We start from the raw sequence: 20,149 nt of genomic DNA, 5'->3' as shown, positions 1-20,149 counted from the left end.
AACCATGGATGCCGGTTCACATATCCCGGTGCTGCGCGATGCAGTGCTGGAGGGTCTCGCCATGTGCGCTGACGGGCTGTATGTCGACGGTACCTTCGGCCGGGGTGGACACAGCCGCGCGATCCTCGAGGGCCTCGGTCCGGAGGGCCATTTGCTGGCGATGGACCGGGACCCGGAGGCCGCTGTGGCCGCCGCAGCACTGAGCGAAGACCCCCGTTTCACCTTCGAGCCAGCCGCGTTCTCGACCATGGCCGCGACCCTGCGTCGGCATTTCCCCGATCGTCCGGCGGACGGGGTGTTCCTTGACCTGGGCGTGTCCTCGCCACAGCTGGATACCCCCGAGCGCGGTTTCAGCTTTCAGCACGACGGCCCGCTGGATATGCGCATGGACCCCACCTGTGGCGAGAGTGCGTCGGACTGGCTGGCCCGGGCCGACGAGACCGAAATCGCGGACGTGATTTATCGCTATGGCGAGGAACGCCACTCGCGGCGCATCGCGCGCGCGATCGTGGCGGCGCGACGCGAGGCCCCGATCACGCGCACGGGACAACTGGCCGACCTCGTCAGCCGCGCGGTGCCGAGGCGTGAACCCGGCAAGCATCCGGCCACCCGCAGCTTTCAGGCCCTGCGCATCTTCGTGAACCAGGAGCTGGCCGAGCTGGAGCAATGGCTGGCCACGATCCCCGACGTGCTGGCGCCGGGCGCCCGTCTGGTGGTGATCAGCTTCCATTCGCTGGAAGATCGCATGGTCAAGCAGGCCCTGCGCAAGCCGGTTGCGGATGTACGCCTGCCGCGCGGTCTGCCGGTGATGCCGGAGGAGCCGGAACGCAAGCTGCGCCCGGTCGGCAAGCCGATCCATGCGGATCGCGATGAACAGCGCCGCAATCCGCGGTCGCGCTCTGCGGTGCTGCGCATCGGGGAGCGGCTGTGATGGTTTTGCGCGGGCTCCTGGCCGTGGTGCTGGCGACGGGCGTGTTTGCCTCCGCCATTGGCGTTGTGACCGCCAAGCACGAGGCGCGCCAGGCATTCATCGATCACCAGCAGGCGCTGGCGCAGCGCGATGCCCTCAACCTCGACTGGACCCAGCTGCAGATCGAGCAGTCCACCTGGGCAACCCAGGGCCGAGTCGAAGAGCGGGCGCGCGAACACCTGGGGATGTTCCCTCCGGACTCCGAGCGGGTCGTTGTGATCGGAGGTGACGCATGGGCGCGCTGAAGCGGCAGATCAGTGGCGGACGACTGAAAGTCGTGATCGGGGTCTTTGCGATCGCAAGCGCCGCATTGTTGCTGCGCGCCATCGACCTGCAGGTCCTGGAGCGCGATTTCCTGACCCAGCAGGGGGAACAGCGCCAGGTACGGACCCTGATTGAATCGGCTCATCGCGGCATGATCACCGATCGTGAAGGCGAACCGCTGGCGATCTCGGCGCCCGTGCAGACCGCCTGGGCCAATCCGCAGGACCTGCTGGACCAGCGTGACCGCTGGGACGAGCTGGCGGCGGTCCTTGAAGTCGAGCCCGACTGGCTGGCCGAACGGATCGAGTCGCGTGCCGAGCGCGAGTTCATTTATCTGCGTCGGCATATGTTGCCGGCGCAGGCCGAGCGGGTGGCCGCCCTGCGTGTGCAGGGCGTCGGCCTGAACCGGGAATTCCGACGTTATTATCCGCACGGCGCGGCGACCTCGCATGTGCTGGGCTACACCAATATCGATGATCAGGGCCAGGAGGGTGTGGAACTGGCCTTCGATTACTGGCTGTCGGGCCAGCCCGGGTCCAAGCGTGTGCTGCGTGACCGCCACGGACGCACCATTCGCGATGTCGCCAGTATCCGCCCGGCACGCGACGGCCACACGCTGGCCCTGACCCTCGATCAGCGCCTGCAGTACCTGGCCTACCGCGAATTGAAGGCCGCGGTCACCGAGCACAATGCACGCGGTGGTTCCGCGGTCCTGCTGGATGCGCGTAGCGGGGAGGTCCTGGCGCTGGTCAACCAGCCCGGGTTCAACCCGAATAATCGCGGGGCAATCCGTTCCGATCGCGCCCGCAACCGGGCGATCACCGATACCCTGGAGCCGGGTTCGGTGATGAAGCCGTTTACCGTCGCCGCGGCCCTGGATGCAGGGGCAGTGGACCCGAATGCCACCCTGGACACCGGGCCGGGCACCATGCGGGTCGGGCGTCTGACCGTACGCGACCTGCGCGATTACGGGACCATTGACCTTACCACGCTGATTGCCCGTTCCAGCAACGTGGGGGCGACCCAGTTAGCCCTGGCAACCCCGGCCGATCGCTTGTGGCAGACCCTGCATCAGGCCGGCTTCGGGCAGGCACCGGGCACCCATTTTCCGGGCGAGGCCTCGGGCCGTCTGCGTGATTTCACCACCTGGCGCGAGGTCGAGCAGGCCACGCTTGCCTATGGCTACGGCCTGTCGGCCTCGACCCTGCAGATGGCCGCCGCGTACACCGCGTTTGCCAACAACGGCAAACGCATCCCGGTGCGCCTGGTACGCACGGCCGATGACCTGCGAGAACCCGCTCGGGTAATGGCGCCGGAGACGGCGCAACAGGTCCTGGCGATGATGGAGCACGTCATCGGTACCGAGGGAACCGCTCGCCAGGCCGCGATTGACGGCTACCGCGTGGCCGGCAAGACCGGTACCAGCCGCAAGAGCGGGCCGGGTGGTTATACCGAGGATCGCTATTACTCCAACTTTGTGGGCCTTGCGCCGGCCTCCGACCCGCGCTTCGTGATGGCCGTGGTGATCGACGAGCCGCGCGCCGGCGTGTACTACGGCGGCGCCGTGGCGGCTCCGGTGTTCCAGCGTGTGATGGCCTCGGCCCTGCGCATGTTCAATGTGCGCCCGGATGCAATGCCGGAAATCCCCATGCGTCTGGCTGCAGAACGCGAGGGGACGACATGATGGCCGCCCGCGAGACCCTCCTGCCGCCGCCGGTCCTGCTGGGCGAGCTCCTGCCATCCGGTTGGCTGCCTGCCGGGCTGGAACAGCTGCCGGTGAGCGACCTGGTTCAGGACAGCCGCCGCGTGCGCCCCGGTAGTGCCTTCGTGGCGCTGACCGGAACCCGGGAGCACGGTTTGACTCATGCCGCCGAGGCGGCGGCCCGGGGTGCCGGTGTCATCCTGTGGGATGAGGGGCCGGAACCGGAGCTGACCCTGACGGTGCCCCGGGTGCGCGTCCCGGGGCTGCGCGAACGCCTGCCCCGGATGGCGCAGGCCCTGTTCGGTGTCTGGCCGGCCGCCGATCCGGTGGTCGCCGTGACCGGTACCGATGGCAAGACCTCGGTGACCCACCTGATTGCACTGGCGCTGGAGCGCCTGGGCCGCCCGTCCGGACTGATTGGCACCCTGGGTGTGGGCCGTCCGGGGCATCTGGTGGACACCGGCCATACGACCCCCGGCGTATTGGATCTGCAGCGCCACCTGGCCGAGCTCGCGGGTTCCGGCTGCCGGGCCGTGGTCCTCGAGGCGTCTTCGCATGGGCTGGCCCAGGGGCGTCTCGCCGCGGCCCCGATCTCGGTGGCCGTGCTGACCCATCTGAGTTCCGATCACCTCGACTTCCACGGTACCCGCGAGGCCTATGCCGCGGCCAAGGCACGCCTGTTCGCCTGGCCGGGGCTGCAGCATGCGGTACTGAACCTCGACGACCCCTTCGGGCGTCAGATGCTGACGCACCTGCCTGACGGTGTACGTGCACGGACTTACAGCGCTGCCGGCTGTCCCGATGCCGACCTGCGCGCGCAAGACATCGCGGCGACGCCCGAGGGGCTGCGCTTCGTGCTCGCGGCCGGTGACCGAACCCTGACGGTGAACTCGCCATTGTTCGGCCGCTTCCAGGTCGCGAACCTGCTGGCCACGCTGGCGGCCCTGCAGGCCCTGGGCGTTGAACTCGATGCCGCTGTTGCAGCGGTGGCGGAACTGCCCGGTGTGCCCGGGCGAATGGAACGGTTCCCGCAACCCGGTGGTGCGCTGGCGGTGGTGGACTACGCCCATACCGCAGAGGCGCTGGCGGCCGCGCTGGAGGCGCTGCGCGCGCATACCCGCGGGCGCCTGAGTGTGGTGTTCGGCTGTGGCGGCGAGCGCGACCGCGGCAAGCGACCGGCGATGGGTGCAGCTGCCTGCCGGCTGGCGGATGTGGTGTTTGTGACCGACGACAATCCGCGCGGGGAGGACCCTGCCGCGATTCGCGCCGAGATCCTCGCAGGCTGTGTCGACGCGGCCGAGAGCCACGAGATCGGTGATCGCGCCACCGCGATCGCCAGCGCCCTGGCCGAGGCCGATGCCGGCGATGTGGTCCTGGTGGCCGGCAAGGGGCATGAAACCACGCAGGAAATCCACGGCATGCGGTACCCGTTCAGCGATCGTGAACAGGTCAGTGCCAGCGGCCTGAAGGGCATGGGGGAGACATGATCCAGATGACCAGCCAGGAACTGGCGACGGCCGTTCAGGGCCGCCTTCAGGGTGCGCCGGATGCGAACTTTTCGGGGGTCTTCACGGACACGCGCGACCCGCGTTCCGGGGGGCTTTTCGTGGCCCTGCGCGGTCCGAACTTCGATGCCCACGAGAAGCTGAGCGCGGACCTGCCGGCGGCGGTCCTGCTGGTGGAACGTGCGCTGGATCTGCCACAGCCACAGGTGGTCGTGCCCGATACCCGCGAGGCCCTGGGACGCCTGGGCTGCGAGTGGCGTCGCCGCAGCCGCGCGCGCGTGATCGCGCTGACCGGTTCCAACGGCAAGACCACTACCAAGGAGATGCTGCGTTGCATCCTCGAGGGCGTGGGTTCGGTACATGCCACTGCGGGCAATCTGAATAACGAGATCGGCACGCCGCTGACCCTGCTGGCGATGCCGCAGGACGTGGATTACGCAGTGATCGAACTCGGTGCCAACCACGCCGGCGAGATCGGTCGCATGGTGCGCTGGGTGGAACCGCAGGTGGCATTGATTACCAATGCCGGGCGCGCGCATCTGGAAGGCTTTGGCAGCCTCGAGGGTGTTGCCCATGCCAAGGCCGAGATCTACACGGGGCTGCCGGCACAGGGCGGCACCGCGGTCATTAATCTGGACGATCCGTTCGCCGACTACTGGTTGTCATTGAACGAGCACCACCACTGCCAGCGCTTCTCGCTGGAGGGGGGTGGCGAGGTCGAGGGCATGTGGCAGGCCCCGGATCGGCTGCATCTGGCCATCCTTGGCGCCGGGCGCGACCTGCGCCTGGCCGGTCCCGGACGCCATCTTGCAGCCAACGCCGTCGCGGCCGCGGCGGCCGCGAATGCCGTCGGGATCGGGATCGATCGCATTGTTGAGGGCCTCGCGCGCTGGGAGCCGGTGCGCGGTCGTCTGCAGGAGCTGTGGCATGCCAGTGGGGCGCGGGTCTGGGATGACAGCTACAACGCCAATCCGGATTCCCTGCGAGCTGGACTGGAAGTGCTGGCCGCCATGCCCGGACGGCGCATCCTGGTCCTGGGTGCGATGGGCGAGCTGGGGGCCGCCGACCGCGATCTGCACCGCGAGACCGGTGAACTGGCCCGTGCGATGGGCATTGACCGGTGCCTCGCCCTGGGCGAGGCCGCGCGCGAGAGCGCCGATGCCTTTGGTGAGGGTGGCGAGTGGTTTGCCGACCATGACGCCCTGCGCGCACGCTTGGAGCCACTGCTGGCCACCGGTACGACCGTGCTGGTGAAAGGCTCGCGCAGTCAGCACATGGAGCAGATTCTCGAGAGGCTGGATCTGGCCGCGTCAGCGCCGGGGGTAGCGAATGCTGTACGCGCTGACTGAGTATCTGACGCAGTTCCATTCCGGCTTTTCGGTCTTCCAGTACCTGACCGTCCGCGCCATCCTCGGCGTGGTCACGGCGCTGGCGATCGCGCTCCTGATCGGGCCGGCGGTGATCCGTCGGCTGACTGTTGGCAAGGTGGGTCAGCAGGTTCGTGATGATGGCCCCGAGTCGCACCTGAGCAAGGCCGGCACGCCGACCATGGGCGGTGCCCTGATCCTGGTCGCGGTCGCGGTGGCTACGTTGCTGTGGAGTGATCTGACCAACCGCTTCGTCTGGATTGTCCTGCTGACCACCCTGGCCTTCGGAGCCGTCGGCGGCTGGGACGATTACCTGAAACTTCGTTATGGCAACAGCAAGGGGCTTTCGGCCCGCGCCAAGATCCTGTGGCAGACGCTGTTCGCGCTGATTGCCGCCGGGGTGATCATGTATACCGCCCAGAGCCCGGTGGAGACGACGTTCTATCTGCCGGTCTTCAAGGATGTCGAGTTCAGTCTGGGCTGGCTGTTCATCCCGCTGGTGTGGCTGGTGGTGGTGGGCGCCTCCAACGCGGTGAACCTGACCGATGGCCTGGATGGCCTGGCGATCATGCCGGCGGTGCTGGTGGCGGGGGCCCTGGGGGTGTTTGCCTATGCGGCCGGTCATGCCGTATTTGCCGAATATCTCGGCATCCCGGCCGTGCCCGGCGTCGGCGAGGTCGTGATCTTTGCGGCGGCACTGGTTGGCGCCGGGCTTGGTTTTCTGTGGTTCAACACCTATCCCGCGCAGGTGTTCATGGGCGATGTCGGCGCACTGGCCCTGGGCGCTGCGCTGGGGATGCTGGCCATCCTGACGCGGCAGGAGATCGTGCTGCTGATCATGGGCGGCATCTTTGTGCTGGAGACCCTTTCGGTGATGCTCCAGGTCGCGTCGTTCAAGCTGACCGGACGGCGTATCTTCCGCATGGCGCCGTTGCATCATCACTTCGAACTCAAGGGGTGGCCGGAGCCGCGCGTGATCGTGCGTTTCTGGATCCTGACCGTGGTGTTCGTGCTGATCGGTCTCGCGACCCTGAAGGTGCGCTGACGCCATGACTCGAGCCACCGCCGACAACCTGATCGTAGGCCTGGGGGCAACCGGACAGTCGGTTGCCCGCTATCTGCATGCGCAGGGGCAGACGTTCGCGGTGACTGACACCCGTGCCCGTCCGTCGGCGCTGGAGCCGGGCGCGCCTGCCGCATGGCTGGCCGATTCCTGGGCCGGCCCGCTCGATGCTCTGGACGCGAGCGGGTTCGCGCGCGTGATCGTCTCCCCCGGTGTGGCCCTGGAACACCCGGTCCTGCAGCGGGCGCGCGCCGCCGGGGTGCAGTTGACTGGCGATATCGACCTGTTCGCCGCCGTGGCAGCCGTGCCGGTGATCGCGATTACCGGTTCCAATGGCAAGAGCACGGTGACCGCGCTGGTCGCCGAGCTGCTGGGCGCTGCCGGCTGGGAGGTGGCGGTGGGCGGCAACTTCGGCACCCCGGCGCTGGACCTGCTGGAGCAGGCGCCGCAGCTTTATGTGCTGGAGTTGTCCAGCTTCCAGCTCGAACGCAGCACCGTATTGGCGCCGGCGGCGGCTGCCATCCTGAACATCTCGCCGGATCATCTGGATCGCTATGCGGATCTGGAGGCCTATGTGCGTGCCAAGGCGCGCATCCTGGATCGCGCCGAGCGCGGCGTTCTCAACCGTGACGACGCCTGGTTATGCTCGCTTGCGCTGCCGGCCGGGCTGGACGTGGCCTCGTTCGGGCTGGATGCACCGCGGACGACCCGCGACTTTGGCGTGGCCCCGGGCGTAACTGCGCCGGATCTGGTCCGCGGCGAGGAGCATCTGTTGACCACCGCCCGCTTGCGTCTGTGCGGGCAGCACAACTGGGCCAATGCACTCGCTGCGCTGGCCCTCGCGTGGCCCTGGCTGGAGCAGCCGGACGCGCGGACCCGGGCCCTTGCCGCGCTCGCCGATTTCGCTGGTCTGCCGCATCGCTCGCAGTGGATCGCCGCGGTCGACGGCGTTGACTACATCAATGACTCCAAAGGCACCAACGTGGGCGCGACCCTGGCGGCCCTGCGCGGCACGCCGGGGCCGCTGGTCCTGATCGCCGGCGGGCAGGGCAAGGGCCAGGATTTCTCCCCGCTGGCGGATTATGTGCCCGGCAAGGTGCGCGGGGTGGTCCTCCTGGGCGAGGATGCGCCGCTGATCGCCCGGGCCCTGGCCTCGGTGGTGCCGGTGCAGCGGGTGGAGGATATGGATGCCGCGGTGACGCAGGCGGCGGACTGGGCCGAACCCGGCGATACCGTGCTGCTGTCACCGGGCTGCGCCAGCCTTGATCTGTATCCCGATTATCAGGCGCGCGGGGACGACTTCGTGCGCGCGGTTCGGAGGCTGACGGCATGAGTGTGTCCAGCTCCCGCATCGCGCAACAGGAACGCAGCCTGATCGCCGGTCTGCGTGATCAGGTCGATCTGCCGCTGCTGGCGGTGGCCAGCATCCTCCTGGGTATCGGCCTGGTGATGGTTGCCTCGGCCTCCATGGGGCTGGGCGAACGTTACTTTGGCAACACCTGGCACTTCTTTCAGCGCCAGGTGATCTTTGCCGCCATCGGTCTTGCGGTTGCGACCTTCCTGTGGTCGGTCCCGCTCGAGCGCTGGGAACGTGCCGGCCCCTGGCTGCTGATCCTGGTGATGCTGCTGCTGATTGCGGTCCTGATTCCCGGCGTGGGCCGTACCGTCAACGGGGCTACACGCTGGATCCCGCTGGGTATGTTCAATCTGCAGGTGGCCGAGCTGGTCAAGTTGCTGGTGGTGATGTACCTGGCCGGCTATATCGTGCGCCACTATTCGACCCTGAGGCTGAGCTTCCTCGGCTTTATCCGGCCGCTGATCGTCCTCGGAGTGGGTACGATCCTGATGCTGTTGCAACCGGACTTCGGCGGGGCCGCCATCATGCTGGCCATCGGCATGGGGATGCTGTTCCTGGCCGGCGCGAAGCTGTGGCAGTTCGCGGCGCTGGGCGGCACCATCGCGGTCGGCATGGCCATCGTGGCAGTGGCAGCGCCCTACCGGGTCGCGCGCCTGACCGCCTTCCTGGATCCCTGGCAGGACCCCTTCGCGACCGGTTTCCAGCTGACCCAGTCGCTGATCGCGATCGGTTCGGGTGGCTGGTTTGGTGCCGGGCTGGGCAACAGCGTGCAAAAGCTGTTCTACCTGCCGGAGGCGCACAACGATTTCCTGTTCGCTGTGTTTGCGGAGGAATTCGGGTTTGTCGGGGTGGTCGCCCTGATTGCCCTGTTCGCGGTGCTCGTGTGGCGCTGCATCCGGATCGGACTGATGGCGGAACGCGGCGGCCACGCCTTCGCCTCGCATCTGGCCTTCGGGGTGGCGATCTGGATGGGCCTGCAGGCCTTCCTGAACCTTGCGGTCAACATGGGGCTGTTGCCCACCAAGGGACTGACCCTGCCGTTTCTCAGTTACGGCGGGAGTTCGCTGATTGTGTCGCTGGCGGCGATCGGGCTGGTGATGCGTGTCTATCGCGAGGCGCAGGTCCCGGCTCCGCGGGTTGCGCCGCGTCGCCGCCGTGGAGGGCTGACATGAAGCCGCCGCGCATCCTGATCATGGCCGGCGGCACCGGCGGCCACGTGTTCCCGGGGCTGGCGGTAGCCGAGCTCCTGCACGCCCGCGGAGCCGAGCTGCTCTGGCTGGGTAGCGCGCGCGGGGTGGAGTCCCGCCTGGTGCCGGAGGCCGGCATCGAACTGCACACGCTTCCTATTGCCGGGGTTCGTGGCAAGGGGCTGGTGGGGCTGGCCCTGGCACCCTGGCGCGTCGGGCTGTCGCTGTGGGCCGCCCTGGGCCTGATGACCCGCCTGCGCCCGGATGCCGTGATCGGCTTTGGCGGGTTTGCTGCCGGTCCCGGCGGGCTGATGGCGGCGGCCCTGGGGCGCCCCCTCGCGATCCACGAGCAGAATGCGGTAGCGGGTCTGACCAATCGCTGGCTGGCGAAGGTCGCCGATCGCGTCTACGCCGGCTTCGAAAACAGTTTCCCCGAACGCGTGACGATGACCGTGGTGGGCAATCCGGTACGCGCCGCGATCGCCGCGTTGCCGGCGCCCGAGGCGCGTTACGACGAGCGCGAGGGCCCGCTGAATATCCTGATTCTCGGTGGCAGCCTGGGGGCGCGTTCGCTGAATCGCACCCTGCCGGGTGCGCTGGCACGTGTGGCCGCGCAACAGCCGTTGCAGGTTCGCCACCAGGCTGGCGAGCGGACCCTGGACGAGGCCCGCGCTGCCTATGCCGAGGCGGGGCTCGAGGCCGAGATCAATGCCTTCATCGACGACATGGCGGCAGCCTATGCCTGGGCGGATCTGGTGATCTGTCGGGCCGGGGCGCTGACGGTTGCCGAGGTCGCTGCCGCCGGGGTGGCGGCGATCTTTGTCCCGTATCCGCATGCGGTGGACGATCACCAGACCGCGAACGCGGAGGCGCTGGTGCGGGCCGACGCCGCCTGGCTCATCGCGGACGCGGAGCTGGAGGCCGAGCGGGTGTACGAGCTGGTGGCGCCGCTGGATCGCGAGACCCTGAGGACCCGGGCCGTGCGTGCGCGCGAGCAGGCGTATCCGGATACGGCGCGGCGACTGGCGGATGCCTGCATGGAGATGGCGGGTGTCCGCCAGGAGGGGACGGGATGAGCGCGACGCGGCTGCCACATCACGCGATGCGTCGCATCCGTCGCATCCACTGTGTCGGGATCGGCGGGTCCGGCATGAGCGGTATCGCCGAGGTCCTGCATCAGCTGGGCTATCAGGTGTCGGGCTCCGATCTCGGGCAGTCGCCGATGGTCCAGCGCCTGCAGGGGATGGGGGTGCCGGTGGTATCGGCCCATACCGAGGCCAATGTGGCCGATGCCGACGTGCTGGTGGTCTCCAGCGCAATCAATCCTTCGAACCCGGAGGTGCAGGAGGCACGCCGGCGTGGCATCCCGATCGTGCGACGGGCCGAGATGCTGGCCGAGCTGATGCGGTTTCGCTACGGCATCGCGGTAGCCGGTACCCACGGCAAGACCACCACGACCAGCCTGATTGCCAGCGTGCTCGCGGAGGCGGGGATGGACCCGACCTTTGTGATCGGCGGTCGTCTGAACAGCACGGCGAGCCACTCGAACCTGGGCGCCGGCGATTACCTCGTGGCCGAGGCCGACGAGAGCGATGCCTCCTTCCTGCATCTGCAGCCCATGGTCAGCGTGGTCACCAATATCGATGCTGACCATCTCGGGACCTATGGCAATGACTTCCAGCAGCTCCGGACCACCTTCCTGGAGTTTTTGCATCACCTGCCTTTCTACGGGCTGGCGGTGCTGTGCGTGGATGATCCGCAGGTGCACGCGCTGTGTCCGGAGCTGGAGCGCCCGCGTCTGACCTACGGCATTGAACAGGCCGCTGACGTGCGCGCGCGCCGCGTGCGCCAGGAAGGCGTGCGCATGTTCTTCGACCTGGAACTGCCGGGGCAGGCCGCGTTCCCGGTCACGCTGAATCTGCCCGGCCGCCACAACGTGCTCAATGCCCTGGCAGCTGCCACCGTGGCCCATGAACTGGGGGTGGGGCCGGCCGCAATCCAGGCCGCCCTGGAGCGCTTCCAGGGCATCGGCCGGCGCTTCCAGGTGCAGACCTGGCAGGCGCCCAGCGGCCCGGTGACCCTGGTGGATGACTACGGCCATCACCCGCGCGAGATCAGCGCGACTCAGACGGCGGCGCGCGATGCCTGGCCGGATCGGCGGCGCATCACCATCTTTCAGCCGCACCGTTATACCCGGACCCGCGATCTGTTCGAGGATTTTGTCGAGGCACTGTCGGAGACCGATGTCCTGATCCTGCTGGAGGTGTATGCGGCGGGCGAGGATCCGATCCCCAGCGCCGACGGTCGCAGTCTCGCGCGGGCGATTCGCCTGCGCGGTCAGGTCGAGCCGGTGTTCGTCGAACGTGCGGACGACGTTGTGGATGTCCTCGGCCGCATGTTGCGCGCGGGTGACGTGGTGATTGCCCAGGGTGCCGGCGATATCGGGCGCCTGGCGGGGTTGTTGCCGCAACATCTGCTGGCCAGCGACGGGGGGGCATCATGATGGCGGAGCGGGTAATGGACAGCGCCCCCGGTCCGTTCGCCGGTGTCCCGCGGGGGCGCCTGGAGGCGCGCGTTCCGCTCGCGGGCCTGACCTCCTGGCGGGTGGGCGGTCCGGCCGACTGGCTGTACCAGCCGGCCGATCTCGATGATCTGGTCGCGGCCCTGCGGGACCACGCAACCCATGCACCGGCGATGCCGGTGACCTTTCTCGGCCTCGGCAGCAACGTGCTGATCCGGGACGGCGGGATCGAGGGGCTGGTGGTGCACCTTTCCGGGGTCCTCAATGATCGCTGTCATCTGGACGGCGATCGCCTGCTGCTGGGAGCGGGGCTGGCCTGTGCCCAGGCCGCGCGTTTCGGGGCCCGCGAGGGGCTGGTCGGGGCCGAGTTCCTGGCCGGTATCCCGGGCACGGTGGGTGGCGCGCTGCGCATGAACGCCGGGGCCTGGGGCGGCGAGATCTGGCCGCTGGTGGAATCGGTCACGACGATCGACGGGCGCGGCAACCTGCACACCCGCAACCCGGCCGACTACCGCATTGGCTATCGCAGTGTGCACGGTCCCGAGGGCGAATGGTTTACCGGCTGCATCCTGCAACTGGCGGCCGGTGATTCCGCGACCGGGACCCGGCGCATCCGCGAACTGCTGCGCGAACGTGCGGATCGTCAGCCGCTGGGCCTGCCGTCCTGCGGCTCGGTGTTTCGCAATCCGGAGGGTGATCACGCCGCGCGCCTGATCGAGGCAGCCGGCCTGAAGGGGTTGCGTCGCGGCAGCGCCGAGATCTCGTCCAAGCACGCCAATTTCATTACCCATGACGGCCATGCTCGGGCCGCCGACATCGAGTGGCTGTTGCGCTACGCCCGGGATGTGGTGCAGCGCCAGTTCGGCATCCGGCTGAAGCCGGAGGTGCGCGTCCTCGGACGGCACGCGGGCGCGAACGAGGAAAGCGAGGGAATGGCATGAGCAAGCGAATGGCACATGACTACGGCCGGGTTGCGGTCCTGATGGGCGGCTGGTCGGGCGAGCGCGAGGTCTCGTTGCACAGCGGCCAGGCCGTGCTGGCGGCCCTGCAGCGTCAGGGTGTGGACGCCCACGCGGTGGATCTGACCCGCGAGCGCGCGCGTAGTCTGGATCTGGAGGGTTTCGACCGCGTGTTCATCGTGCTCCACGGAGAGTGTGGCGAGGACGGCATGTTGCAGGGCTGCCTGGACATGGCGGGGCTGCCCTACACCGGCACCGGCGTGCTGGGCTCTGCCCTGGGTATGGACAAACTCGCCTGCAAGCGTCTCTGGGCGGGCAGTAACCTGCCCAGCGCGCCTTACCGCCTGCTGACCCCGGGGTTCGATCCGGAAGCGGTCGCCGATGCCCTGGGTCTGCCGCTGATCGTGAAACCGGCCCGGGGCGGTTCCAGCCTGGGCATTACCCGTGTCGATCGTGTGGCCGATCTCCCGGCGGCCTATGAGGCCGCGCGCCTGCAGCCGGGCCAGGTGTTTGCGGAGCAGTGGATCAGCGGGCGCGAGTACACCGTTGCCATCCTCGGGAACGAGCCGTTGCCGGTGGTCGAGATCCGGGCGGCCGGAGGTTTCTACGACTACCACGCGAAATACGAGGCGGACGATACCGGGTATGTCTGCCCGCCGCCGCTGGATTCCAGCGCATTACTGGAGCTGCAGTCGCTGGCGATCGCGGCCTTCGCGACGCTGGAAGGTTGTGGCTGGGGCCGGGTGGACATCCTGCAGGATGAACACGGGGACAATTTCCTGATCGAGGTCAACACCATCCCGGGGATGACCGACCACTCGCTGGTGCCCAAGGCCGCGGCGGCCGCCGGGATCGACTTCGATGCGCTGTGCCTGCGCATTCTTGATTCCAGCTTCGAGTGTGGAGGGCTGCGTTGAACGCACGTCGTACAACGCGACGCACGCGCCGGCAGCAGCGTCAGGGACCTTCGCCCCTGCGCCAGCTGGCCGGGCCGGGCCTGCGTCTGTTGGCGGGCATGGGTCTGGCCGGGGTGCTGGTGCTGGGCACGCTGGCATGGGTCCAGTTCGATGCCGATGCGTTGCTGCCGATCGAACGCATCGAGATTGGTGGCGATCCTCGGCATGCGGATGTGGATGCCGTGCGCGAGCTTGTCCGGGGGCATGCCAGGGGATTCGTCGGTGTCGAGCTGGAGTCGCTGCGCGCGGTTCTGGAGGGCTACCCCTGGATTGACAGTGTACGGCTGCGCCGGCAGTGGCCGGACACCCTGGTAGTGGAGATTCGCGAGCCGGTACCCGTGGCGCAGTGGGGCGGTGATCACCTGGTGGACCGGCGCGGTCGCCTGTTCGGCCCGGTGGACCTGGAACCATGGGCCGGTCTGCCGGCGCTGGCCGGTACCGATGGCCGCCAGGTGGTGCTGATGCATCGCTATCTGGAGGTCTCCGCGCGGCTGGCCGATGGCGGCCTGGAGGTGGTGGGACTGGAGGAGGGTGCGCGCCATGACTGGAGCATTCACTTGTCCGATGGCGTGCGCGTGCTGATGGGGCGCGATGAGGACCTGTCCCGCCTCGGACAACTGGTGCGTGCGGCCTCGGCGATTCGGGAATACCGCGAGGCACCGGTGGAACGGATTGACATGCGCTATCCGCACGGGCTTGCGGTGGCCTGGGCGGATGCCGCGGATGACGGGGCGGCAGAAGCCCGATGATACGAACGACAGGACGCATAAAGATGATGGCAAAGAAGTCGGAACCCGGTTTGATCGTCGGCCTGGATGTCGGGACGACGAAGATCGAGGCCGTGGTCGGGGAACTGACCGAGGAGGGCGAGATCGAGGTGATCGGGATCGGTTCGTCGCCCTCGCGCGGGTTGAAGAAGGGCGTGGTTGTGAACATCGAGTCCACGGTCCAGTCGATTCAGCGCGCGGTCGAGGAGGCCGAGCTGATGGCCGGTTGCGAGATCCATTCGGTCTACACCGGGATCGCCGGCTCGCATATCAAGAGTTACAACTCCACCGGCGTGGTGGCGATCAAGGATGGCGAGGTCGTGGCCGGCGATGTTGATCGGGTGATCGATGCCGCGCGTGCGATCGCCATTCCGGCCGATCAGCGCATCCTCCACGTGCTGCCGCAGGAATACATCATCGACGAGCAGGAGGGCATCCGCGAGCCGATCGGGATGTCCGGCGTGCGGCTGGAGGCGAAGGTGCACCTGGTCACCGGAGCGGTGTCGGCGGCACAGAATATCGTCAAGTGCGTGGAGCGCTGCGGGCTGCGGGTGGACGACATCATCCTGGAACAGCTGGCCTCCAGTTATTCCGTGCTCACCGAGGACGAGAAGGATCTGGGTGTCTGCCTGGTGGATGTTGGCGGCGGGACCACCGACATCGCGGTATTTGCCCACGGCGCGATCCTGCACACCGCGGTGATTCCGATTGCCGGGGACCAGGTGACCAACGACATCGCGGTGGCCCTGCGTACGCCGACCCAGTACGCCGACGAGCTCAAGATCAAGTACGCCTGCGCGCTGCGTTCGCTGGCGGATCCGAGCGAGACCATCGAGGTCCCCGGTGTTGGTGATCGCCCCGCGCGTCGGCTGTCGCGGCAGACGCTCGCCTCCGTGGTCGAGCCGCGTTACGAGGAACTGCTGCAGTTGGTGCAGGCGGAACTGCGCCGCAGCGGTACCGAGGAAATGATTGCCGCCGGGGTGGTGCTCACTGGTGGCTCTTCCCGAATGGAAGGTGTGGTGGATCTTGCCGAAGAGGTCTTCCACATGCCCGTACGCCTGGGGGTGCCGCAGCGCGTCACCGGGCTCCTGGATGTGGTGAAGAATCCGATCCACGCGACAGGGGTGGGGCTGTTGCTCTATGCCCGTCAGTCGCGTGCCGAGCAGGAGACCTGGCCCGTGAATAGCGGATTCCAGGGCGTATGGGCGCGCATGAAGCGCTGGTTTTCCGGGCAGTTCTGACTTTCGGGACCGCCAGGGTCGAGGAGGCCGGACCGCTCTCCGGTCACTACGCAGGTAATTGCGGTTTACGCACACACGCAACGAGAGGACGCAGCCATGACGTTTGAACTGATGGATACCTATAGCCAGAGCGCCACGATCAAGGTCGTAGGTGTTGGGGGTGGTGGCGGCAATGCCGTGCAGCACATGGTCAACGCGCAACTGGATGGCGTCGATTTCATCTGCGCCAACACCGATGCCCAGGCGCTGAAGAGCCTGGATTCCAAGACGCTCCTGCAACTGGGTGGTGATATCACCAAGGGCCTGGGTGCCGGGGCGGACCCGGCCGTTGGCCGCGAGGCAGCCCTGGAGGATCGCGAGCGCATTCAGGACCTGCTTCAGGGGGCCGATATGGTCTTCATTACCGCCGGCATGGGGGGTGGTACCGGTACCGGGGCCGCGCCGGTCGTGGCGCAGATTGCCAAGGAGATGAACATCCTGACGGTGGCGGTCGTTACCAAGCCGTTCCCGTTCGAGGGCAAGCGCCGCATGCAGATCGCGATGTCGGGCATCAAGGCGTTGACCGAGCAGGTCGATTCCCTGATTACCATCCCCAACGAGAAGCTGCTGACGGTGCTGGGCAAGAACACCACCCTGCTGGATGCCTTCAAGGCCGCCAATGACGTGCTGTTTGGTGCCGTCCAGGGGATCGCCGAATTGATCACCCGTCCCGGCCTGATCAACGTCGACTTCGCCGACGTGCGCAATGTGATGCGCGAGATGGGCATGGCCATGATGGGCACCGGGTCCGGCACCGGCGAGGACCGTGCCCGCCAGGCTGCGGAGGCCGCGATTGCCAGCCCGTTGCTCGAGGACATCGATATCTCCGGTGCGCGCGGCATCCTGGTGAACGTCACCGGCGGCATGGATGTCGGTATTGGCGAGTTCGAGGAGGTCGGCGAGGCGGTGAAGGCCCTGACTTCGGAGGATGCCAACGTGGTGGTGGGCACCGTGATCGACCCCGAGATGAGCGACGAACTGCGTGTGACCCTGGTGGCCACCGGGCTCGGTTCCGCGGCGACCCAGTCGGAGCGTCCGGCGGTGCGGGTGGTGGATGCGCAGCCGAAGAGGGCCGTGGGCTCCGATGTCGAGGTGGATCTGGATCAACCGACCATCAAGCGGCGAGTGGGCGATGACCTGTCGGTGGAGCATCACCAGGAGCAAGGCATTGATGTGCTGGATATTCCGGCCTTTCTGCGCAAGCAGGCGGACTGAGACGTCGGTCCATGCAGGATGCGCGGAATCCTGCAATAATGATGCAATCGTTGTGTGCATAGGAGCCCGGGAGGGCCCCGGGCTCCTCTATGCGCCCTCCTGCAAGTAGAGAGGCTCAAGTCGTTGATCAGGCAAAGAACGCTCAAGAACAGCATTCGGGCAACCGGTGTTGGTCTGCACACCGGTGAGAAGGTCGTACTGACCCTGCGCCCGGCCCCGGTCAACACCGGGATCGTGTTCCACCGCTGCGATCTTGATCCGTCCGTGGAGCTGCGCGCCTGTGCCGACAATGTTGGCGACACGCGTCTGTCCACGACGCTGGTCAGCGGCGATGTCCGGGTATCGACGGTGGAGCATCTGCTCTCCGCGATCGCGGGCTTGGGAATCGATAATCTGCACGTTGATGTCAGCGCCGCCGAGGTGCCGATCATGGACGGCAGTGCCGGTCCCTTCGTGTTTCTGCTGCAGTCCGCCGGGCTGAAGGAGCAGGATGCACCCAAGGAATTCATCCGGGTGAAGCGCAGTGTTGAAGTCCGCGAGGGCGACAAATGGGTGCGCTTCGATCCCTACGACGGGTTCAAGGTCGGTTTCTGTATCGACTTTGAACACCCCATGTTTACGGATGGCAGCCAGGTAGCCGAGCTGGACTTCTCTTCCACGTCTTTTGTGAAAGAGGTCTCGCGGGCCCGTACCTTCGGGTTCATGCGTGACATCGAGGCCCTGCGGGCGAACCAGCTGGCGCTGGGCGGCAGTCTCGACAACGCGGTGGTCCTGGACGACTACAAGATCCTCAACGAAAACGGCTTGCGTTACGACAACGAGCTGGTCAAGCACAAGATCCTGGATGTCGTTGGGGACCTGTACCTTCTGGGGCACAGCCTGATCGGGGCGTTTACCGGCCACAAGTCCGGCCACGCGCTGAACAACCAGTTGATCCGCAAGCTCGTTGCGGACGAGACGGCCTGGGAGAAGGTCACCTTCGAGGGGCCGGATGAACGGCTGCCGATCTCTTTTGGGCAACTGGCGCCGACCCCGGCCAGTTGAGCCTGCCGGGTTCGAGGCCGGTCGGCCTGGTTGTACCCAGGAGTTGGACCAGGAAGGCCTGGGGGCGGTTACGTCCGGTTTCCGGAAAAATGCGGGAGCGCGCCTGAGTCGTTACCGGCAGTCCGGAGCGGTGCAGCCTGTTCGATGAAGACTCGTTGGCCTGATTGTCGGGGATCCGTAGCAGTCACGGGAGCACATTGCGGGCGGCCAGCAGCAGGTGGGCTGGCGGCGTCGATGTATGCTCGCCGCACGCAGACAAGACACGCAGGGCAAAGCGAGCGCAGATGGCCTCCGGGATCTTCCTGATCACACGGGGCGTTGATCTGGTGCCGGGGGGCTTTGTGCGTCAGTCGTCCCGGGCCGAGTGTCGGGCGGCTCGAGCCAGCCGTTCCAGGGCGCTTGCCAGGGTGGGGTCGGTCACGCGGGCGGCCGTTTCGGACAGGATGCGTCGTGCCGTATCCGGGATCTCGCGGCGCTCCAGTGGTGCCACGGGTTCCGGCGCCCTTGGAGTCTGGCTGAGCCGGATTCGCATCTGGGTGACGCCGTCGAAACCCGCAGCGGCCAGGGTTTTCAGCAGCTCGCGCTGCTGGAACCTCAGCTCGGTTGCGAGCCCGCGCTCCGCGCAGATCGCGACCAGGGTGTCGTCGCGCACGCTGAGGGCCAGACGGCCGGCCTTCAAGGCAGCGCCCGTCAGCCCCTCCAGCGCGCGCTCTACGCGGCGGTCGCGATCCGAATATTCGGACCATTCGCGGGCAATGAAGCGGGTGATACGTTGTGGTGTCATCCCCGGCCCCGCTGGTTGTGGCAGGAACAGGACAAGAGGTTTTGCATGCAGCTGATCGTACTACGACAGGATGGCCGTTGCGCACGGGTCCCGTTCTGGGGGGTCGGATTGATGGCTGTGCTGGCCGCGTTGCTGGCCGCGTCGGTGGTGATGGCGGCCTACATGGCCGGGCAGCAGCAGCGCGAGATTGTCAAGATCCCGGTGGGTGGGACGCTGGACGGACCTTTTCTCGAGACGGTCGACCGCGAGGCCGCGCGCGCGGGCCTGAGCCAGCTGACGCAACGGGTGGTCACGCTGGAGCGGAAGCTGGCGCGTGTGGATCTGCGGATTCGGTCGGTCGGGGACAATCTTGGAGTGGATGTCGCAGACCTGGAACCGGATATGGGCGGGCAGGGCGGTCCTCTGCTGAACGCCCCCGATTCGCCTCAGGACCTGTACGAACGGCTCCTGGCCCTTGAAGACCTGCTGGAGCAGCACCGTTCGAAGGTGGGCCTGATCGACTCCGAGCTGCGTCAGGACGCAGCCCGCGAGGCACTGCAGCCCCGGCATCGCCCGGTGGAAGACGACACCTGGATCAGTTCCTCGTTCGGTTACCGCGAGGACCCGTTCACCGGCGCGCGTCGTTTCCACTCCGGCATCGATTTTGCCGGGCCCGAGGGCTCGGAGATTCGCGCCGCAGGCGGCGGCCTGGTGGTCTTCGCCGGACGTCGTGGCGGTTATGGCAAGCTGGTCGAGATTGCCCACGGCGGTGGCTTGAATACGCGCTATGCGCACAACTCCGAGCTCCTGGTCGAGTCCGGCCAGCGGGTCGAGGCGGGCGAGGTGATTGCGGCGATGGGCCGTACCGGACGCGCGACCGGCACTCACCTGCACTACGAAGTTGTCGAGGCCGGCGAGGCCCTGAATCCTCGTCCGTTCCTGCCGCCGGAGGACTGAGAGTCGGGTCCTCGGGCCTTGTGCCCGGGCACGTTCCCCGTTCCGGTGACGGGTTCGCAGCGTTTCCCCTGCGGATCGTTTATGCTTGGGAAATTGCCGATGAATATGCATGCTCGAGGTGCGTACTCGGGTTGCCCGCGGCCGGATGCGTCGTGCAGCGGATCGTGGTCCTGCTGCGCTAGCAGCGCAGCGCCGGATCGGAGTACCTGCGGTGCCAATCCCTCCGGCCCATCGCAAGAAGGGGTTTGTCAGCCCGTTGCGGATTGGGCTTC

At 67.3% G+C, this 20,149-nt stretch carries 18 protein-coding genes; 17 read left to right on the top strand and 1 reads right to left on the bottom strand.

The genetic code is table 11. The annotated features are described in order from the left end of the window. Window positions 1–4: 4 nt before the first annotated feature. The 16 genes from rsmH (at window position 5) to lpxC (ending at window position 18,157) form a co-directional block, all read left to right on the top strand. Window positions 5–931 carry a 16S rRNA (cytosine(1402)-N(4))-methyltransferase RsmH gene (gene rsmH / locus G332_RS0110145; protein WP_019626887.1) on the top strand — a complete coding sequence of 309 codons (927 nt, stop codon included), beginning with the start codon at window positions 5–7 and terminating at the stop codon, window positions 929–931. Beyond that, window positions 931–1,215, top strand: coding sequence for a cell division protein FtsL (gene ftsL, locus G332_RS0110140; protein WP_019626886.1), 285 nt, complete (start codon window positions 931–933; stop codon window positions 1,213–1,215). Before rsmH ends, ftsL begins: the two co-directional genes overlap by 1 nt. Beyond that, window positions 1,203–2,918 carry a penicillin-binding protein 2 gene (locus G332_RS0110135; RefSeq protein WP_019626885.1) on the top strand — a complete coding sequence of 572 codons (1,716 nt, stop codon included), beginning with the start codon at window positions 1,203–1,205 and terminating at the stop codon, window positions 2,916–2,918. Before ftsL ends, G332_RS0110135 begins: the two co-directional genes overlap by 13 nt. Beyond that, the gene (locus tag G332_RS0110130) at window positions 2,915–4,423 is read left to right on the top strand and encodes a UDP-N-acetylmuramoyl-L-alanyl-D-glutamate--2,6-diaminopimelate ligase (RefSeq protein WP_019626884.1); all 1,509 of its coding nucleotides are present in this window, start codon (window positions 2,915–2,917) and stop codon (window positions 4,421–4,423) included. The genes G332_RS0110135 and G332_RS0110130 overlap by 4 nt, the downstream gene beginning before the upstream one ends. Then, window positions 4,420–5,790 (top strand): UDP-N-acetylmuramoyl-tripeptide--D-alanyl-D-alanine ligase, encoded by a 1,371-nt coding sequence (gene murF / locus G332_RS0110125; protein ID WP_019626883.1) that lies wholly within the window; start codon window positions 4,420–4,422, stop codon window positions 5,788–5,790. Before G332_RS0110130 ends, murF begins: the two co-directional genes overlap by 4 nt. Further along, complete coding sequence (gene mraY / locus G332_RS0110120) at window positions 5,771–6,853, top strand: phospho-N-acetylmuramoyl-pentapeptide-transferase (RefSeq protein ID WP_019626882.1); 1,083 nt, start codon at window positions 5,771–5,773, stop codon at window positions 6,851–6,853. Before murF ends, mraY begins: the two co-directional genes overlap by 20 nt. 4 nt (window positions 6,854–6,857) lie before the next feature. Next, complete coding sequence (gene murD / locus G332_RS0110115; RefSeq protein ID WP_019626881.1) at window positions 6,858–8,204, top strand: UDP-N-acetylmuramoyl-L-alanine--D-glutamate ligase; 1,347 nt, start codon at window positions 6,858–6,860, stop codon at window positions 8,202–8,204. After that, window positions 8,201–9,400: a putative lipid II flippase FtsW gene (ftsW, locus tag G332_RS0110110; RefSeq protein WP_019626880.1), complete on the top strand. Its 1,200-nt coding sequence runs from the start codon at window positions 8,201–8,203 to the stop codon at window positions 9,398–9,400. Before murD ends, ftsW begins: the two co-directional genes overlap by 4 nt. Next, window positions 9,397–10,491 (top strand): undecaprenyldiphospho-muramoylpentapeptide beta-N-acetylglucosaminyltransferase, encoded by a 1,095-nt coding sequence (gene murG, locus G332_RS0110105; RefSeq protein ID WP_019626879.1) that lies wholly within the window; start codon window positions 9,397–9,399, stop codon window positions 10,489–10,491. Before ftsW ends, murG begins: the two co-directional genes overlap by 4 nt. After that, window positions 10,488–11,918, top strand: a complete 1,431-nt coding sequence (murC, locus tag G332_RS0110100) for a UDP-N-acetylmuramate--L-alanine ligase (RefSeq protein ID WP_019626878.1) — start codon at window positions 10,488–10,490, stop codon at window positions 11,916–11,918. Before murG ends, murC begins: the two co-directional genes overlap by 4 nt. Next, a complete protein-coding gene (murB, locus tag G332_RS0110095; protein ID WP_026340775.1) occupies window positions 11,915–12,877 on the top strand; it encodes a UDP-N-acetylmuramate dehydrogenase in 963 nt (320 codons plus the stop codon). Before murC ends, murB begins: the two co-directional genes overlap by 4 nt. Continuing rightward, on the top strand, window positions 12,874–13,812 hold the full coding sequence (locus tag G332_RS0110090) for a D-alanine--D-alanine ligase (RefSeq protein WP_026340774.1): 939 nt from the start codon (window positions 12,874–12,876) through the stop codon (window positions 13,810–13,812). The genes murB and G332_RS0110090 overlap by 4 nt, the downstream gene beginning before the upstream one ends. A gap of 65 nt (window positions 13,813–13,877) precedes the next feature. After that, on the top strand, window positions 13,878–14,600 hold the full coding sequence (locus tag G332_RS0110085; protein ID WP_026340773.1) for a cell division protein FtsQ/DivIB: 723 nt from the start codon (window positions 13,878–13,880) through the stop codon (window positions 14,598–14,600). A 23-nt stretch (window positions 14,601–14,623) separates the two neighbouring features. Next, on the top strand, window positions 14,624–15,859 hold the full coding sequence (gene ftsA, locus G332_RS0110080) for a cell division protein FtsA (protein ID WP_019626874.1): 1,236 nt from the start codon (window positions 14,624–14,626) through the stop codon (window positions 15,857–15,859). A gap of 96 nt (window positions 15,860–15,955) precedes the next feature. Continuing rightward, entirely contained in the window at window positions 15,956–17,113 is a 1,158-nt protein-coding gene (ftsZ, locus tag G332_RS0110075; protein ID WP_019626873.1) for a cell division protein FtsZ, read from the top strand. A gap of 123 nt (window positions 17,114–17,236) precedes the next feature. Further along, window positions 17,237–18,157, top strand: a complete 921-nt coding sequence (gene lpxC, locus G332_RS0110070) for a UDP-3-O-acyl-N-acetylglucosamine deacetylase (RefSeq protein ID WP_019626872.1) — start codon at window positions 17,237–17,239, stop codon at window positions 18,155–18,157. Between the two features lie 346 nt (window positions 18,158–18,503). Here lpxC and G332_RS0110065 read toward each other — a convergent pair whose 3' ends face one another. After that, window positions 18,504–18,941, bottom strand: coding sequence for a DciA family protein (locus tag G332_RS0110065; protein WP_019626871.1), 438 nt, complete (start codon window positions 18,939–18,941; stop codon window positions 18,504–18,506). 45 nt (window positions 18,942–18,986) lie between these two features. On the opposite strand from G332_RS0110065, the gene G332_RS0110060 reads away from it, so the two are divergent. Then, window positions 18,987–19,877 (top strand): M23 family metallopeptidase, encoded by an 891-nt coding sequence (locus G332_RS0110060; protein ID WP_019626870.1) that lies wholly within the window; start codon window positions 18,987–18,989, stop codon window positions 19,875–19,877. Window positions 19,878–20,149: the final 272 nt, after the last annotated feature.

This window comes from Thioalkalivibrio sp. ALJT, from assembly GCF_000381825.1.
Classification (GTDB): domain Bacteria; phylum Pseudomonadota; class Gammaproteobacteria; order Ectothiorhodospirales; family Ectothiorhodospiraceae; genus Thioalkalivibrio.
This window is presented reverse-complemented; position numbering and strand designations above follow the sequence as displayed.

Excerpts from the sequence above, each read along its gene's own strand:
- G332_RS0110130 (WP_019626884.1), top strand. The coding sequence starts at position 2,915 with ATGATGGCCGCCCGCGAGACCCTCCTGCCGCCGCCGGTCCTGCTGGGC.
- murC (WP_019626878.1), top strand. The coding sequence starts at position 10,488 with ATGAGCGCGACGCGGCTGCCACATCACGCGATGCGTCGCATCCGTCGC.
- ftsL (WP_019626886.1), top strand. The coding sequence starts at position 931 with ATGGTTTTGCGCGGGCTCCTGGCCGTGGTGCTGGCGACGGGCGTGTTT.
- murB (WP_026340775.1), top strand. The coding sequence starts at position 11,915 with ATGATGGCGGAGCGGGTAATGGACAGCGCCCCCGGTCCGTTCGCCGGT.
- rsmH (WP_019626887.1), top strand. The coding sequence starts at position 5 with ATGGATGCCGGTTCACATATCCCGGTGCTGCGCGATGCAGTGCTGGAG.
- G332_RS0110065 (WP_019626871.1), bottom strand. The coding sequence starts at position 18,941 with ATGACACCACAACGTATCACCCGCTTCATTGCCCGCGAATGGTCCGAA.
- G332_RS0110090 (WP_026340774.1), top strand. The coding sequence starts at position 12,874 with ATGAGCAAGCGAATGGCACATGACTACGGCCGGGTTGCGGTCCTGATG.
- G332_RS0110060 (WP_019626870.1), top strand. The coding sequence starts at position 18,987 with ATGCAGCTGATCGTACTACGACAGGATGGCCGTTGCGCACGGGTCCCG.
- murG (WP_019626879.1), top strand. The coding sequence starts at position 9,397 with ATGAAGCCGCCGCGCATCCTGATCATGGCCGGCGGCACCGGCGGCCAC.
- mraY (WP_019626882.1), top strand. The coding sequence starts at position 5,771 with ATGCTGTACGCGCTGACTGAGTATCTGACGCAGTTCCATTCCGGCTTT.
- ftsA (WP_019626874.1), top strand. The coding sequence starts at position 14,624 with ATGATGGCAAAGAAGTCGGAACCCGGTTTGATCGTCGGCCTGGATGTC.
- murF (WP_019626883.1), top strand. The coding sequence starts at position 4,420 with ATGATCCAGATGACCAGCCAGGAACTGGCGACGGCCGTTCAGGGCCGC.
- G332_RS0110135 (WP_019626885.1), top strand. The coding sequence starts at position 1,203 with ATGGGCGCGCTGAAGCGGCAGATCAGTGGCGGACGACTGAAAGTCGTG.
- ftsW (WP_019626880.1), top strand. The coding sequence starts at position 8,201 with ATGAGTGTGTCCAGCTCCCGCATCGCGCAACAGGAACGCAGCCTGATC.
- murD (WP_019626881.1), top strand. The coding sequence starts at position 6,858 with ATGACTCGAGCCACCGCCGACAACCTGATCGTAGGCCTGGGGGCAACC.
- ftsZ (WP_019626873.1), top strand. The coding sequence starts at position 15,956 with ATGACGTTTGAACTGATGGATACCTATAGCCAGAGCGCCACGATCAAG.